This window comes from Paenibacillus abyssi (genome assembly GCF_014640295.1).
Taxonomy (GTDB): Bacteria; Bacillota; Bacilli; order Paenibacillales; family Paenibacillaceae; genus Paenibacillus_D; species Paenibacillus_D abyssi.
This window is the reverse complement of sequence record NZ_BMGR01000014.1, coordinates 94,599-110,316: the sequence shown is the minus strand read 5'-3', so window position 1 is coordinate 110,316 and position 15,718 is coordinate 94,599. Positions and strand designations below refer to the sequence as shown.

15 protein-coding genes are annotated in these 15,718 nt (G+C 48.0%); 14 read left to right on the top strand and 1 reads right to left on the bottom strand.

From position 1 onward, the window contains the following. The first annotated feature begins 54 nt into the window (after positions 1-54). From IEW11_RS19615 to IEW11_RS19550, 14 genes are all read left to right on the top strand, one after another. On the top strand, positions 55-1,956 hold the full coding sequence (locus tag IEW11_RS19615) for a vWA domain-containing protein (RefSeq protein WP_188532766.1): 1,902 nt from the start codon (positions 55-57) through the stop codon (positions 1,954-1,956). An 86-nt stretch (positions 1,957-2,042) separates the two neighbouring features. Then, positions 2,043-2,762 (top strand): hypothetical protein, encoded by a 720-nt coding sequence (locus tag IEW11_RS19610; RefSeq protein ID WP_188532765.1) that lies wholly within the window; start codon positions 2,043-2,045, stop codon positions 2,760-2,762. A 60-nt stretch (positions 2,763-2,822) separates the two neighbouring features. Continuing rightward, on the top strand, positions 2,823-3,323 hold the full coding sequence (locus IEW11_RS19605; protein ID WP_188532764.1) for a hypothetical protein: 501 nt from the start codon (positions 2,823-2,825) through the stop codon (positions 3,321-3,323). An 85-nt stretch (positions 3,324-3,408) separates the two neighbouring features. Next, positions 3,409-4,020, top strand: coding sequence for a DUF3990 domain-containing protein (locus IEW11_RS19600; RefSeq protein ID WP_188532763.1), 612 nt, complete (start codon positions 3,409-3,411; stop codon positions 4,018-4,020). Further along, positions 3,989-4,288, top strand: a complete 300-nt coding sequence (locus IEW11_RS19595) for a hypothetical protein (protein ID WP_188532762.1) — start codon at positions 3,989-3,991, stop codon at positions 4,286-4,288. The genes IEW11_RS19600 and IEW11_RS19595 overlap by 32 nt, the downstream gene beginning before the upstream one ends. 262 nt (positions 4,289-4,550) lie before the next feature. Continuing rightward, positions 4,551-5,729: a replication initiator protein A gene (locus tag IEW11_RS19590; RefSeq protein WP_188532761.1), complete on the top strand. Its 1,179-nt coding sequence runs from the start codon at positions 4,551-4,553 to the stop codon at positions 5,727-5,729. A 745-nt stretch (positions 5,730-6,474) separates the two neighbouring features. Beyond that, on the top strand, positions 6,475-7,884 hold the full coding sequence (locus IEW11_RS19585) for a hypothetical protein (protein WP_188532760.1): 1,410 nt from the start codon (positions 6,475-6,477) through the stop codon (positions 7,882-7,884). Between the two features lie 847 nt (positions 7,885-8,731). After that, positions 8,732-10,135 (top strand): CHC2 zinc finger domain-containing protein, encoded by a 1,404-nt coding sequence (locus IEW11_RS19580; RefSeq protein ID WP_188532759.1) that lies wholly within the window; start codon positions 8,732-8,734, stop codon positions 10,133-10,135. A gap of 34 nt (positions 10,136-10,169) precedes the next feature. Then, positions 10,170-10,628: a single-stranded DNA-binding protein gene (ssb, locus tag IEW11_RS19575; RefSeq protein ID WP_188532758.1), complete on the top strand. Its 459-nt coding sequence runs from the start codon at positions 10,170-10,172 to the stop codon at positions 10,626-10,628. Positions 10,629-10,736: 108 nt separating this feature from the next. Next, positions 10,737-11,030, top strand: a complete 294-nt coding sequence (locus IEW11_RS19570; RefSeq protein ID WP_188532757.1) for a DUF5983 family protein — start codon at positions 10,737-10,739, stop codon at positions 11,028-11,030. 86 nt (positions 11,031-11,116) lie between these two features. Then, the gene (locus IEW11_RS19565) at positions 11,117-12,244 is read left to right on the top strand and encodes a RecB family exonuclease (RefSeq protein ID WP_188532756.1); all 1,128 of its coding nucleotides are present in this window, start codon (positions 11,117-11,119) and stop codon (positions 12,242-12,244) included. Then, positions 12,225-12,713, top strand: coding sequence for an HAD family hydrolase (locus tag IEW11_RS19560; protein ID WP_188532755.1), 489 nt, complete (start codon positions 12,225-12,227; stop codon positions 12,711-12,713). The genes IEW11_RS19565 and IEW11_RS19560 overlap by 20 nt, the downstream gene beginning before the upstream one ends. 30 nt (positions 12,714-12,743) lie before the next feature. Beyond that, the gene (locus IEW11_RS19555) at positions 12,744-13,031 is read left to right on the top strand and encodes a hypothetical protein (protein WP_188532754.1); all 288 of its coding nucleotides are present in this window, start codon (positions 12,744-12,746) and stop codon (positions 13,029-13,031) included. A 143-nt stretch (positions 13,032-13,174) separates the two neighbouring features. After that, positions 13,175-14,332, top strand: coding sequence for a hypothetical protein (locus IEW11_RS19550; RefSeq protein ID WP_188532753.1), 1,158 nt, complete (start codon positions 13,175-13,177; stop codon positions 14,330-14,332). Positions 14,333-14,563: 231 nt separating this feature from the next. Here the strand turns inward: IEW11_RS19550 and IEW11_RS19545 are convergent, their stop codons facing one another. Next, complete coding sequence (locus tag IEW11_RS19545; protein WP_188532752.1) at positions 14,564-15,652, bottom strand: hypothetical protein; 1,089 nt, start codon at positions 15,650-15,652, stop codon at positions 14,564-14,566. Positions 15,653-15,718: the final 66 nt, after the last annotated feature.

The window sequence follows — 15,718 nt, the reverse complement described above, 5'->3', positions numbered from 1 at the left end:
GAGGGACTCCAAACGGGGACCCTCTTTCCCATTTTTGAGAGGAGAGTGATCGGTATGCCGGCTGTGGCAACCGTGTTAAAAACGAAAACTCAGATGATTAAGGACCGTGAAGGCGCCCGTGTAAAGCGCTGGCTTCACATTCTCTTTGGCGGACGGAAGTTCGGATTCCAATGGACCAACGCTCAAACTTCGTACACCGACGGCAAGGATGTTTTTGCCAAGTACGATATTGTCCGTCCCGGCGGCGGCCCGGATTTTACCGAGGAAGAGAAGCGCGTCATACGGAAAGCAACTTCGGTTCATGAACGCGGCCATATCGAGTACGACATCATTGAGGACTTCATCAAATGGGTAGAAGAGTGGTCTAGTCCGACGCGTGCAGATTGGGAATCTAACGTGAAGTATCCGAGGGACTGGACACGGTTTTTCGGAAACGTTCTTCTGGATGGTCGCATGGAAAACTTTACGATCATTGATCACCCGGAAGTGGACGAATTCATCCAGTTCAAGAATTACAACTGGAAGTGCGCCCCGATGACCCCAAATAATCACGTCCAGGATTTTCGTCTGCTCTACATGACCCGCTCCCTCGGGATGATCGACCCGGTAGATCTTAATCGGGCTTCCATCGAGTTAATCGATTCGGTTCAGCCATTGATAGAAAAGGCCCGTATAGAGTCGACAACCCAGCAATGCTTGGATCGTGCGCATGAAATTATGCAATCGACATGGCCAACATTGATGGAATGGATGGAAGCAGACGGCCAATCGCCAAGTGAGCCGATGTTTAGCTTCTCTGGTGACGCCGACGATCCAAACGTCTCATGGGGCGACAAGGACGAGGTTGAACAAAACGTCCTCCGCATCCAGGTGCGGATCCAGATGGCTGAGCAAGGGGAAGAAGAAAAAGACGCCAATCCAGAAAACGGTGATGGTGAGGATAGCTCCGGCGGAGCGGGCTGTGCCGGCGAGCAGGACGAAGAACAAGAAGCTCCTGCAGCTCCCGACTTCTCCGGCGCCCTAAAGTCTGCCTCGAAGGAAGCGGAAGCAGACGAGAAGGAAGCAGAAGCGGAAATCGGTCCCTATTCATCTGTAGAGATGAAGATCGAGATCGATCCCGGTATGAAGCGGCCGGCTTTCTCTGCTTCCGCATCTTCTGCAGCGTATCGCATGCAGAATCTTGGCAGATACCAAGCCACGGAGCAGGCGATTAAGAGAGATATCGATATGACGGCAAAGGTTCTCAAGGAATTATGTGAACCAACTCCGGATGAGCTGCTGATGAATCAGCGAAGCGGGAAAGTGTTGGTAGGCCGGATGTGGCGTAATGAAGCCCTCGGCGAAAACAACTTCTTCGCCCGTAAGCTCGTAGGTACGCCAGGAGCGGAAGTACGCATCGGTATGATGGGCGATATTTCCGGCTCCACCGGTGACACCTTCCGCGGTACCAGCCGCAGGGTTATCGACGAAATTCGCAAGTCGCTCATTCTTATGACGGCTGCGTGTGAGAAAGCCAACATTCCAAGCGCTGCTTACGCATTTACCGAGTTTGATGATACAGCCATCTTTCCTTTAAAACCGTTTGGCCGCTTTGGTGCGATCGAGAAGGGATTCTTGGGCGCCATCGAAGCCGAAAGCGGCAATCGCGATACGCTCGCGTTGCAGTTCATGATTAACGAGATGTCCAAGTACAACGAAGGCATCCGCTTGATTGTGATGATTTCGGATGGCATGCCGTGTTTTGAAGGACACGAGGACGAAAACACCATGCGTCTTATGGTGCAGCAGGCAGAGAAGAAGGGCATTGATGTCCTTTGCCTCTACTGCGGTCCGGAGCGAGATGACATCATCAAGCTGGTTCAGCACATGTATCCAGGCGGCGCGATTAATGTGGGCAAGAATCTGTCTCGCGATCTTGCGAAGCACGTGAAGCGGGTTATCCGCAGAAGAAGATAAGTCATTGGACTTGGAGAGGGATAATTTGCCCTCTCCTTTCCTTTGGCCATCGAGAGATCTAATCCATTCAAAGGAGACGAAGAATTATGAAAAACAATGAGAAAAACTCTTTCGCTGGTGCCATTGCTGTTTTGAAGGCAGAATTTCTCCGCCTGCAGCAAAACTTTGCGGATCTGGCCGAGGACGAAAAAATCCAGCACGACGAGATTACACGCGCGATTGCGCTTCTCTCCGGCGAGCTGCCTGTGTTTGCTCACCTATATTGCTTTGGCGAGGATAATAACATCAGTCTTCACTTAACCGAGGGGCATGCGCTAGAGGACGTAAGGGATGTCTGGAAGCAACACCGTTTCGTACCAGACGAGGATGGCTCAATCGTTTTCTCCGCCAGGTTAAACGGTGATGAGGCCGACGGTTTATGGGTGCTTACGGAGGAAGGCGGTCTTGTAAGTAGCTATGGCGACGAATTGATTGGGTTTAGCATCGATCAGGAAGATGCACAACCAGCCTCTTCTGAACCATCTCTCGAAGCACCAGCCGTTCAGCCTGTAGATTGGGAGCGTTATGACCTAACCGCTCAGGTGGTGGCCACTCAGAAGTTCACTATCGATGACGATTGTGAGAGCATCGATTGGGACAGTATCGAGGAGATAACTGGTGCAACGCTTGTCATGGTCCATGATCAGGAAAAGGACCTCGTGTTCGATGTGGACGTTCGGAATATGGAGGATGACGAGATCATCCCTACTATTGTGAAAGCCCTACAGGAACACGAGAGAGAGCTAGGATTGGAAACGAAAGAATAACCATTTCGAGCAAAACTACCATTTGACATTATCTTTCATAAACGATGGGGAGGAAGTAAAATGAAAATGATTGCAAAATTCGGCAACTACTTTGAAAAGCGCCAAGAGGTAAGTTTCTGGGTAAATGCTTTGATGTTTATTGCGTTCGTCCTGTCAAAGCAATATATCTTTGCCGGGGTAACGCTTGCGCTTGCCATCGTACAATTTCAGCCGAGCTTGATCATGGAGAAAATTCCTGCCTTATGGCGGATCCGGATGAAGGAGCTGTCCCTAAAAATTGCATACCGGCTGGGACGAAAGAGTTTCCTGGTATCGACAAGCGGGGTTATGAGGGTCGTTCGTCTTCGGGTTCATAATGACCTCACCTGGTTTATTTGTCCGGCAGCCGGCGGCAGATATATGGCCGCAGCTGCAGAGTCAAACCGCTTTTGTAAAACACCAGAGGCATCAGTTCAACTGCTTGCCTCCCTTTATCAAAAGGAGCTCGATGAGCTTCGTGGTAAATTGGATCAGAAGCCGGTCAAAAGCCGGTCACGGGGTAAGCAAAGCAGGGAGCTGTAACTGCTCCCTCTTTTCCTGGCGGTAATGGGGGATCTCTCCCAAATCAGAACTTACATATAGGTTCGGAGTATCAGGAGGAAAAAATATGGATATTACTACACCACAGCGATTGTATCATGGTACGACGGACAACTTGGTGCCGTCTTTCCGCAAGAAGCTGTTGGACAGCCAGTATTGGCGTCCTGGGCGCGATTTTGGAGAGGGATTCTACACGACCATTTCCGCAGCTCAAGCGCGTAAATGGGCACACAAGGCTGCCAGAAGCGACATCACTGGAAGCGTGAGTGCTTGCGTGCTTGAGATCGAAATGGTTTCCATGCCGCCTAGAGTGGATCCACGAGTCTTTTTGAGCGATTCCCTGGCTTGGGCATCCTTTATCATGGATCACCGAAAGGTAACGATAAAGGGAAAGGACCCCTGTAAAAAGCATCCGGATGTCATAATCGGCCCGATGGCCGACTCCGATACTGGAAAAATCGTTCAAGAAGCGGTACAATTAAATAAAGATGAAGAGTGGTTTTATCAGCAAATCACGCGGTCCTTGTCCGGCAGACGGATGGATTCGCTGAAGCTGGGAAATCAGGTTGTCTTTTCGTCCGAAAAATGGGAGTCATACCTTCGATTAGTCGGGTATAATATTTATGTGGGAGGAAGGTGGATCTATCATGAGAACTCAAGTGCGACTGAATCTGTATGAGCGTGGCATTGTCGATGCACTTGTGGCCAGTTTTGGTTACACGGCTGCAGCAGCGCGCATGCTCGTGACAGAATATATCGGTGTTGTCCGAAAATTGGGCGGCTATGATACCTGCTATGACCATGCAGAACGCCTTAACCAAGCGCATAAGAAAAAGTACCCAGCGGAAGCGTGGCTGGAGCGGATCGAAGCCCTTGACCGAGGAGCTGCCCAAGACAAAGGCATCGCACACCTCGAGAGAGGCCCGGCTTACGCTCATGTTCATTGAAGCATTTCACGGCTCACCTTAATCGGGTGGGCCCTTTTTCATGACTGAAACTGGCTCCAGCGTTACGATGCGTTACGCAACGTAGTTGAGTTTTATTGATTTGTCTTGTCAAAATCGCTCGAACAGTGTAAATTTTACTTACAACACATATAATTACGTCCTCTTCGGAAGCACCGCTAGAGTCATGGGAATCCCATGTCCAGCGGTGCTTTTTTATGTTTTAATCCCCGATATATGATAAAATGAAAGGAGAATACGTTATATGAAAGCAGGTGAACACATGAGCAAGGCTATAATGAATGTGCTTGAAAAATATGCACCTAAGCTACTGGACCTGCGAAAGCACCTGAAATCCGTTTCTTCCAACGATATGATGATTGCCGGACAATTGGACGTCGAGATAGATTCCTATTGTACGCCTTTGATAAATAAGAAGATCTATGAATTGAAGCGTATCTCCGGAAAATTGGTTGAGACGCGAAATGAAATATATCAAAAAATGCTGATGAGCCTTCAAGATCAAACTCAAAAAGATGAGCTGAATGATCAGCACGAATACCTGGAAGTGCAGATCCTACTCTTGGAGAAAGCCATCCAGAAAAAGCAGGAACAAAATCGCCAATTTAGTCATAGTGTCGAACGAAATTTTATTGACCATCCGTTTATCTCCTCCACAACGCCCAATGAATCAACGCTTGTTAAGAAGCGGCAACCAAACGGCGTTTTGGAACTAGAGAAAAAGGGCTTTCGAAACCTCTATTACCAAAACAGCAACGGCAATCTACTGCTGCCGTATGATGCTCGGAATCTGTTCGGCATCATTAAATTGTGGGAGCTCAAGGGGAAGAATATCGCCTTTGATTTTGAATTCAGAGAGCTTATTCATTCCGTTCATGGTGAGATGAGTGGGGGAGAATATGAAGCCCTGCATACAAGCCTGGACAACTTAGGCAAGACGTCAATCGTGATGGAAGAGTATTTTGATGCCGAAGCCAAAAAACGTAAAAGAACAAAGATTCATAATCCCATACAAGAGATGGCAATTGATCGAGTCACAAACTCGGTGAGCATCAGATTAAATGAAAACTTGCATAAGAATCTGCTTGCAGGAAACGTCATTGAGTTCAGCATATCTCTATTCAATGATCTCGCGACCCCGACATCCAAAAACCTGTATCTCATTGTTGTGAATAAAGCAAAGGATCGGGAGTTTGTACTGGATGTTGAGCAGCTGATCAATCATCTTGGGATTCACGCAAGTGAGAATTACAAATCCTATACTATGCTCAAGAACTCGTTTGATGAGCTTCAGAACTATGATGTTATTAAAAGATACGAGATCGTTAAGAAACGCCGCATCCCCGACAAAGTAATATTTGAACCGAGCGATTGGGTGCTACAAAGAAGCGCCGATTTGCAAGGTGAACTCTTTTTGGGATAAAAATGAACCTCCCTACGCAAAAGGTAGAGAGGTTCTTTTTATGTCGCTTTCGCCTAAAATTCGCTGTGTATGGAATGGATTCTATAAAATTGCGTTATTTTAAAAATATTTAATAGATTTTCGTCGCAAACAAACCACCTCTGAAACCCTAAACAAACCACCTCTGAAACCCTAACCACCTCTGAAACCCTAAGCAAACAACCTCTGAAACCCTAAATGAACCACCTCTGAAACCCTAACCACCTCTGAAACCCTAAATGAACCACCTCTGAAACCCTAAATGAACCACCTCTGAAACCCTAACCACCTCTGAAACCCTAAATGAACCACCTCTGAAACCCTAAACAAACCACCTCTGATTTCCGATTGCCAAAACTGCAACCGTTCTGATAATGTCGAAACAGGTAAGATTTTGGGATTATCCCCCAAAACTAAAAACCTCCGCGTCAACGGAGGCTTCGGGCAGTAAAGTCGTCAAACTTTACTCGCGTGATTCTCCAGCGTCAACTGGATCATCGGTTATTCGGTTTTGAACGCAAACGGTATATCCTGGCGAGCACCTGCCGTCAATCAGGGCTACCAATTCGAAACCTCAATTTCGTGAAAAATCATGAAATTGAAGGTCTGCTTTAATTTTGCCTTCTTCTATGTGCAACTCATTATACAGAAAATAATATACCGCCGTAAAGCGGTTTACAGCAATTTTCCCAAATAAATGTTAGTCGGAAAGGGGGCGCCGAGACCGATGGGTGCAAGCAAGCGCAAACATGATAAACAGCTACTACCGAACAGCAATAGATACCTTCAGCTGAATAACAATGTAGCGGGAAGCACATGGCCGGTCTCGGTAGACCATACCTTCCTAACAGACCTATTCAATCTTGAAAAATCGTATGACAGTGATTCGGTTGTTATGTTCCGGAAAAACAGTCACCCGCTGCGTAAATTTCATGTGACGGGGACAACAATCCGCTTAATGATCGTGATCTCCCGTCGCTTCAATACCGAGGGGACGCTGGTTGGATGCAGTACGAACCGGCTATATGAGTTGATGAAAGAGGAATATGAGGACAGCTGCACCAAAGAACAGTTCTATGCGGAGATACATAAATTTATCGAGCTCGGGATCCTATCGGTTTCCCGAAGTGGCATCGTAAATGAGTGGAGGCTTGAATCCTTCAAGCGCAACACCGGACGCTTCGTATTATTCAGTCCGGTAGTCTTTACGGCTGCGTTCACGAATCTTCCGGTCGCTGCGCAAAAGCTTTATCTTTACCTGGTCTCCAGGAACGGCGATAAGGTAGGGACCGAATTCAAGGAATTCATTGGCCGTGATGCTTGGCTCTATACCCTTACTCACAAGTCTCGGCCGGCTCAAATGCGGGAGCTGCTCCAATCACTCGCCGCCCTCGAGCCGATACCTGGACAAAAGTTGCTTCTTGAATATTCCGTAGAGAAGGATTCGCTAGGTCGCTGGGCCGTTCGCAGTTTACTGAATCCGGCATATATGGTTCGCCATGAACAAGGTGATCGTTACCGGATGATACCCCCGGCGAAGATTCCATACACAAAAACGGTTGCACGGCTTCGGATGCTTTTCAACTATCATAAGATCGGCGAAGTTGAGCAGTTGGAGAATGGGACGGTTTTTTTGCGGTTGGCCAGCCTCTTACATAATGCCAGCCTCCGGACGCTGCGCTTCGTAGCGGTGCGGATCCGTGAGACGATCGAAAGGCACGGCTTTATGCCGCCATTGGATTTGGTTCATATCATCCAATCCGAAATTCAAGACCGCGCGTACCTGGCGTTTATGGAAGTGGCGAAAGAGACGGGCGCCTACCGGTACCTGGGAATGGGTGAGGGAGGGGCGTATGACGACGTTAGACCTCTTCAATTCTACCGGGCCGTTAAGGACCGTTTCTCCCTCGCTGAGTTCCGCCGGCTCTGTACCGCGGCCGTACCGATACTGCGGACCCGCTTCGGTGAGGCATTAAATAAAGATGTGCTATCTACATACACCCCGGCCTTACCCGGCAGCGCGATCGAGTACGATACCTTCTATCTGGAAGACTTCTTGCTCGATCTCAAAACCAGTATAGGCGAGAAATCTCATGGCAATACAATGCCCCATATGGGGGGGGTATTTTACATCTAGAATGGATCAGCAGGAATAATACGCCTCATATCTAAACTTAGACCGCTTAGCCCTCCAAAAGACGAGGGCTCTTTGGCGTTCCTACAGGTTTTATCTCCACACGTATTTTCGTCTTAATCACCTGGCGTCGATCGCCAAATACGCGATGTCTACCCCAAAAAGGGCATAGGTTGGGTTGGAACATAACCGAATGCCCTATTTTTACCTGCCACTTGTTATATTTTTAGAAATAATACTTCCCATTGAACACAACATCCACAAAGGCTGTGGTCAATAATTTAGACTTAATCTGTGGATTGTGCATTATTACTTTGGATATGTGGATAGTGTTTAGCCTTGATCCGGCTCCCAGCAGCCCATGAGAGGTGATTTTCTAATTTTTAGACCGGTTTATCATTTTGTCTAAATTCATATCGCTAATCGAGGTTCTGTCTAAATAAATAATCTTGTTCAGTTAGATAAGCTAAGCCCCGCCTGCATTTATCGACTTTCTTTGGCGGCCTAAAAGGTACTTTCTTTAGTATTTACTATTCTTTAAAGAGATATATACATATATGGCTGTCTCTCATTCATTTCTTAATTCTTAAAATCTAAAAAAATGAAGACAAAATCCCTTTGTGCAGCAGTCCTAATTATGCTAAAATGGAAGCATAACTTTTATTTTGTTTTTCGTGCACCTGCCAGGCGGCTCGTGGTGTAATGTAGGGTATTATAGCTTTCTACCCAGAATGACCTCTTCAGGTATTGACTAGCACACTCTCTTTTTACGTGTGCAGAAACGTCGATGTCTGAAGAGGTCTTTTTGGTTTTTTAAGACCTAATAACGACGAACGAGGAGGTTGGCACAATGCCAAAGATTTCCCAACACACCATCGATCAAGTTCAGCTTGTACATCCGTATGATCTGGCGACACGCATGGGACATTGGACGAAACGCTCCGGCAGTAACATCACTGTCCGTTGCCCGAACCCGAACCATCATGAGAACACTCCCGATACCTGCATTTACAGCACAAGGGGAATTTTCAAATGCTACGGCGGCGGCGGTTGTGGAGCACAAGGAGGTTCCCTTCAGTATTATGCGTGGGCAACGTGGGGTTGTTGGGATTCTAGAACGCATTTCGTAGAAGCCGTCATTGGCGTATGCGAGATCATGGGGATTCCCGTGGAGTACGATGGCCCGGTTAACGACTCAACGCCAAGAAGGACGCAGCCGGCGCTGCAGCATCATACCGCAGCCGCTCAAAAAGCTGTTTTTGAGGAAATCCCTGCACAAAACGCGGAAACGTGCGATCGGGTTTATCGGAGATTTTTACAACTCTGCCCGATTTACCGCGAACATGCCGAAGAATGGGCCACAAAACGTAAGTACACGAAGGAACAGATTCTTGCCTTTGGACTGCGTTCCATTCCGGCAACATGGCAGGAAAACAAACTCATCGTGGATACGATGCAGAAAGAGGGTTTTTCGCTGGAGCGGGTTCCTGGATTCACGCAGAAACTTCGCAAAGACGGTAATCCCCTGAACGACAAAGATTGGTATTGGACAATCAATGCATATGGCAAGTATTTGCTACCGGTTCGAGATGACGCCGGCCGTATCGTCCGGCTGCGTATGGCCACGGGTCAAGCAAAAAAGAAGTACACATGGTATTCTTCTAGCCCGAACGTGCTGCCTGTACGTGATCAATCCGGACAAATAACGGAGCTGAAAGTGCTTGACCCCACATTGGACATTAAGACCAATCCAAGTGAGATGCGACGCGGCGGTGCTTCCTCCAGTCACCACATCAATGTAGTCCTTCCCCATAAGTTCCTATCATCATGGGAACCAGGAGACGAGATCACCGACATTTTTAAGTTTGATTCCGTTGTAATTACCGAAGGAGAACATAAATCCTTCATTTCAGCGAACATTCTTAATCGGCCGGTCGTCGGCGTCCCCGGAGTAGGCAACTATCGTGATGTGCTCCCCGCATTGAAAAAGTGGGGTGTGAAGAAGGTAGCAATCGCTTACGATGCTGATGCATTCGTGGTGAAAGAAAAAGACGGTAAAAAGGCAAAGAATGAGGACGTGTTCCGTAACCTCATTAATTTCGCCAAGGAGATCCTTGATTCCGATGGGATTCAGTTGGTGTTCTGGATTTGGAACATCAATGACGGGAAGGGCCTTGACGACGTTTTGATGCTCGGGAAACTACCTTTTGAGGTAGATCCCCGCACTCAAGTTCGTCAACCAGTGACGCTTTAAAATATCTAATCACACTTAGAAGGAGTGTTTTTCAATGCTGAATCGTACCATCCTGATCGGGCGTCTCACGAGAGATCCTGAGATGAGATATACACCAGCTGGAGTAGCAGTTACCCAATTTACGCTTGCTGTGGATCGTCCGTTTATTAATAGTGGAGCGGGTGGCGAAAGGGAAGCTGATTTCATTCCTGTCGTCACCTGGAGACAGCTCGCTGAGACATGTGCGAATTATCTTCGTAAAGGCCGGCTGTGCGCCGTCGAGGGCCGCATTCAGGTCCGAAATTACGAGAATAACGAGGGAAAGCGCGTCTATGTCACAGAGGTCATTGCAGACAACGTGAGGTTCCTGGAGTCGGCAAACAGCGGAAGCGGTAGTGGCAACGGAAATTCTGGAAATGCGTCGGGCAACCGTGATGCCGGCAGCTACGGCGGCGGCGAACCCTACGGAGAACATCCAGGCGGCGGAAATCCGGGCGATGATCTCCCGTTCTGAGGGAGCGGCCCCGAAGCATTAAACACTTGAGACCGACTTACGATCCCTTACAGGGGGGGGCTTGAAACACATCCTCCTGTTGAAAGGGATGTGTGAGGAGGAATCGATATGAGTGATACCATCGTCAAAACACTTGTTCTGTCGACGGGCCACATCTCGAAAGAGACGAAAGAGTGGATCGATAAATCGGATGAGGAGCCAGTCCCCTTAACGATATATGAAAAGTCGATCTACGGTTGGATGATTTTGGTGCCGCAGGATGATAGGGATGCTGAATTGTTAAAGGACGTTCCCGAAAGTCTTCAAGCGGTGATTGAGTACGCAGTACGCCATGATTGCAGCTGGGTGATGCTGGATTGCGATGCAAATTGCATTCCTGAATTACCGCAGTATGACTGGTGACTGCTAAAAACCAATAATGGATGAGAGTAAGGAGTCTTTTTCCCTTGTGGGAAGAGGCTCCTTTTTGATTCCCAAGGAGGGTTCTTATGAGCACGAAAGTATACAGTCACTCACGTCTCACGACGTATGAAGCCTGTATGAGAATGGGTTTCCATAAGTACGTCGAGGGGCGCCCGGATCCATCCGGTTTACCAGCGATCGTGGGGAAAATCTTCCACGCTGCTTTTAATAAGGTAATCAGTGATGGCCATAGTCCGGATGATGCGGTATTTGCCAGCATTTATGAACAGGGCGGCTTGCCGGAAGGGGTGCGGGCTTCTGATCTGATCAGAATGACCGAGTTCACATTCCGCCGGGTTTCAGCTATACAGGGAGAATTTGCCGACATTACATCGGAAGTGCATCTGCAGCTGGAAGTCGCTCCTGGCATTATCGTTCAGGCCTATCTCGACCTAATTATTGAAGATCCTGCAAATGATGAAGTTCTTATTTCTGACCTCAAAACCAGCTGGGCACCTTTCGAAGCCCATACTACCAAGCAGCTTCCCTTATACGGGCTTCTCTTTAAAGAGATGCGCGGCGGCTTTGTGCCTTCATCCTTCAGAGGCATGTTGATCTTCAGTCGGCATTCAAACGCCGATTCGGAGATCGAATTTACCGAAGAGCTGCTGGAGGAAACACGGCAATGGGTTGTGGAGCTGGTAGGGCGGATTGAGGCGGCCGGTACGGATATAAATAACTTCCCGATGACCGAGGACAGGAGAAAGTGTGAGAATTGTCCGTTTACCACTCTTTGTGCATCAGGATATGTCCAAGGGCTCCCCGGCGACGGTGTACCTAAGGATGACGCTGAGGCCGTCCTTATTGGCCAGTTTATCCTTTTCCAAGAGTTAGCGTTGAAACGGATGAAAGAAGGGCTTAAAGCGCATGTGAAAAACACCCAGAAGCCAATTGATTTGCCGATGGGCCAATGGGATTTCAAACAGAGCGAACCAAGCCCGAAAATCCCGGTTGAAGTGCTGCGGCAATTTGCGGAAGACCACGAATTGAACGTGGACGATGTGATTACGGCAGACAACAAAAAAGTAAAGGAATGGATTGAATCGGATGTGACGGGCTTCCTGAAGTCTCAGGCGACCTATACAAGTCCGCGTTCGACATTCTCCTTTACCGACCGCAAGGAGGAGAAAAGCGATGTCAGTGTATTTGTTTGATGTAGATAATACGCTCGCAGATACAAGTGGTGAAATCAAGAAGCGGGTAGCCAATTTTAGTGACAGCATTTACCCTTTTCCGCTTCCCCCTGATTTTTTCGAGTTGAACCCGGATGTGTTCCTTTCCGCGACCGCTTTTGCTGGCGCGGCGGAACAACTCCACAGCATTGTGCAGACCGGTTCAAAAATACTGTATGTGACGGCGCGGGCCCCCTGGTTCGATTCGTTAACACGTCATTGGTTGCGCCTTAATGGTTTCCCGGAGGCGCCCGTGATCTGTACAGCAAATAAGCGCACGATCGTAGAGCAATATCGACCGGTGTACATGGTGGATGATGCCCCGCACGAAATCGATCGCGTAAAAGACCTGGTTCCTTGCCTTGTGCCGGCAAAGCCGTACAACGAAGGCTACATGAACCGTTTTGAGGATTGGTCGAGCTTTCCGCTTCTGCAGAAAGCCGCTCAATAAAAGGAGGAAGAAAAGAGGGAGGTTTTCACTTTGAAAATACAGACCTGCGATTGTTACGGCACGGATGCCAATTGTAACGTTTGCGGAGGGAGCGGGAAGGTTCCGTCTGGGATTTCCCGGATACGGGCTCTGGATGACAAATTGACCGCCATAAGCAATACCTTGCGGCAAGGCGGTGTGGATCCGGAATGGATTCCGCAAGGCGATCCAGTAGTCGTATTTTACCTTGCCCAGAAAAACGGCATGACGCAAATGGTCAGGGAATACTTAGCCACACTTAAAGAGCTGGTTGAGGCCGTGCAAACGGAAGCGTCTTAAGAGATTCCTTTCAATCAAAGAACGCCTGCAGGTGGCATACAGCCGTCCTACGCGGGCGTTCTTTTCAAGGAGGGGCCGGAGTTTAATTTACTGTTTGTCCCGCTTCGGGAGCAGTAGAAGATAATTTTTGAGGAGGCAGCCTGATGAATTATTTTGATGTGAAGGCGAGAGAGTGGGAGAAGCACTTTTTTAAGCGGATTTCGTCAGAGGTCGTATGCAATACAGGTACAGGAAAGATGAACATGATCGAAAAGGTTACAGCGAAGTTCGTCTATTTCCGATCATCGAAAAACTCTACGACGCATCGTATGGGCCGTGACAAATTAAGGGCTGCCATAGCTTTCATGCTTTATCGCAGGACGACCATGCGCAAGCAGCTCGAGAAATTCCACCGGTTCAACTCATTCCTAATGGGATTGCTCCGTATGGTATTCAGTCAGATTTCGAAAATCCGGCGGACTGCCAAAGGTTTACGGCTCAGCTTGCGTGGCTGCCGGTTTATCCCCGCGGGGATGGACAGGGATCCACGCGCGATAGCCATGAGCAAAGAGCAGGGTATTCACGTCATTTTGGCTTCATATTTTCATCTTCGTGATGATCTGTATGAGAACTTTCGATCCTATTGCAGAAAGTACGGTGTAAAAATCTTACTGGATTCTGGGGCATGGTCTCTACACAGCGCCCAGGATCAAGGCAAACGTGTCGATCCAATTCGTGTTCGTGACCTGATCCGGTTTGTGAAAAGGCATCGTGATTATCTCTACGGCTGGATCAACCTGGACTCGATCAATAATCCCTTGCTCACCCGCATACACCAAACGGTTATGGAAAGGGCCGGAGTCACGCCGATTCCAGTATGGCACGCGCAAAGCCCGATGGAGGAGCTGCAGCGGATCATGGATAGGTATGAGGCCGAAGTCGATTTCATTTGTATCGGCGGGCTGGCCAAGATGCCCGATGATGAGCGGATTAAAATTTTGGACCAGGTATTCGCTTTATACCCGAACTCCAATTTTCACTTGTTGGGCGTAACGAGTATCAATGTCGTCTTCCGCTATTGGGATAAAGTCTTCTCACTTGATTCAACTTTTCCGATCTGGAGCCGCCGTAAACGTTTGGTTTTGACGGAAGAAGGGCAGACCTCCGCAGATAAAGTTAATCCAAGCTGGGATGGTGAGGACTGCATGGCCTACAATTTTGATTTCCTCAGTCGGTTAGAGGAGTCATACGATGGGCTGGAGATACAGGTCCCGCTTCTACCCAAATACGCCAAGATACATCGCCAGCTGGCGATGTTTTGAAGGACGGTGTGACGTATGGAGATGTTGTATAGTCACCCTCTGTTCCTTATTGGCTGTATTGTAGTGGCTTATTACTTGCTACGTAAGGTGCATCGAGCTTACCGGAAATTACTTGGTTTTTTCTTTACTGCTTTGTTCATAGCAAGAATGATTCATTACCTAAATCTGATTCACTAAAAAGAAGCACCCTCCAACATAACGATGGGGGGTGCTTCTTTGTTGGCTGCCTGATCAGCCTTTGCGCTTCCGTTGACCGAAGGCCACAACTTTTCCTCCCGAAGCCTTAGCGAGCTCTTTAATTTCATTTTGCTGTTTTTGCTGATGTTCCCCTATACGGTCCACGTACATATCTTGATAATTTTCAGCCCATTCCGGCAGCTGCTCAGCAGGGAAAGGACATAGGGGTAATGCGGGATTATCATAGGCATGATTCAATGGTGTCTGCCTATAATGATTCGGCGAGCTTACGTCTGCACGACGGGTTAATCTGAATTGGTAATCCCGGTCTTGTCGCATGGTGCATTCATTCTTCCATGTCTCCAAAATCGCTTTACCGCGGGGCTGGTTAGGGAATAATTCCATCCATCGAGTTTTAAGCTCCTTCTGCCCAAATGTGTCCATAAGCTGCTGATCAATCTTACTCCAATTCGCATGGTCATGGATGGCGAGTCCGATAACAGCCGCCCGAACAAAAAGGGCAATTACCACAGGAATCATAAACTTATAATAGCCGGCGAAGAAATTCAGTCCGTTTCCCATGAACGATACGCTAAGTAAAACAGCACCCAGGAGCGTATATATGGCTATGTTTACCCATGCCTTCTTGGGGACGACCTCCCCCATTGTAGGCCGTTTGCCGGCCGGAGCAAATTCCGTGTAATCATATCTGCGGTACACAACGTCCCTGAACGCCTGGACGATAAATTGGTAGAAGGTATCCCGGAATGGATTCTTATCGCTCCATTTAATCCAGCGCGGGGGATGAATCATATAAAGATGATGAAGAGGAGAAATATAGGGTGTGTTTAGCCACCGGGTCATTTCTCTTTCAAGAAGGTTATGCCGGATTTCCTGCGCCAGCGGCGCATATAGCGATAATGAACCTCGGCTGAGTATCATTGTAATCACGGCAACAGCAATCCATTCCCAATGATGGCTGCTGAATGTCCATATCGTACTAATCAGTTTTTTATATTGAACAAATGGCCCGAAGGAATCTTCAGTGAAATGGTCAATTGCGGCAAGCAAAGGGTATGCAATCAAGGCTATTGTCATAGATTTCGAAAAGAGCCCGGCTAATTGTTTGAATGTATCCTTCATGCAACATTTCACCACCGTTAAGAGTTTATATATTAAGCATACAACGTGGGCATATATTGAACAAAT

What these genes read in the sequence shown, in the direction of transcription:
- IEW11_RS19615 (WP_188532766.1), top strand. Translation starts at nt 55, where the DNA reads ATGCCGGCTGTGGCAACCGTGTTAAAAACGAAAACTCAGATGATTAAG.
- IEW11_RS19610 (WP_188532765.1), top strand. Translation starts at nt 2,043, where the DNA reads ATGAAAAACAATGAGAAAAACTCTTTCGCTGGTGCCATTGCTGTTTTG.
- IEW11_RS19605 (WP_188532764.1), top strand. Translation starts at nt 2,823, where the DNA reads ATGAAAATGATTGCAAAATTCGGCAACTACTTTGAAAAGCGCCAAGAG.
- IEW11_RS19600 (WP_188532763.1), top strand. Translation starts at nt 3,409, where the DNA reads ATGGATATTACTACACCACAGCGATTGTATCATGGTACGACGGACAAC.
- IEW11_RS19595 (WP_188532762.1), top strand. Translation starts at nt 3,989, where the DNA reads ATGAGAACTCAAGTGCGACTGAATCTGTATGAGCGTGGCATTGTCGAT.
- IEW11_RS19590 (WP_188532761.1), top strand. Translation starts at nt 4,551, where the DNA reads ATGAAAGCAGGTGAACACATGAGCAAGGCTATAATGAATGTGCTTGAA.
- IEW11_RS19585 (WP_188532760.1), top strand. Translation starts at nt 6,475, where the DNA reads ATGGGTGCAAGCAAGCGCAAACATGATAAACAGCTACTACCGAACAGC.
- IEW11_RS19580 (WP_188532759.1), top strand. Translation starts at nt 8,732, where the DNA reads ATGCCAAAGATTTCCCAACACACCATCGATCAAGTTCAGCTTGTACAT.
- ssb (WP_188532758.1), top strand. Translation starts at nt 10,170, where the DNA reads ATGCTGAATCGTACCATCCTGATCGGGCGTCTCACGAGAGATCCTGAG.
- IEW11_RS19570 (WP_188532757.1), top strand. Translation starts at nt 10,737, where the DNA reads ATGAGTGATACCATCGTCAAAACACTTGTTCTGTCGACGGGCCACATC.
- IEW11_RS19565 (WP_188532756.1), top strand. Translation starts at nt 11,117, where the DNA reads ATGAGCACGAAAGTATACAGTCACTCACGTCTCACGACGTATGAAGCC.
- IEW11_RS19560 (WP_188532755.1), top strand. Translation starts at nt 12,225, where the DNA reads ATGTCAGTGTATTTGTTTGATGTAGATAATACGCTCGCAGATACAAGT.
- IEW11_RS19550 (WP_188532753.1), top strand. Translation starts at nt 13,175, where the DNA reads ATGAATTATTTTGATGTGAAGGCGAGAGAGTGGGAGAAGCACTTTTTT.
- IEW11_RS19545 (WP_188532752.1), bottom strand. Translation starts at nt 15,652, where the DNA reads ATGAAGGATACATTCAAACAATTAGCCGGGCTCTTTTCGAAATCTATG.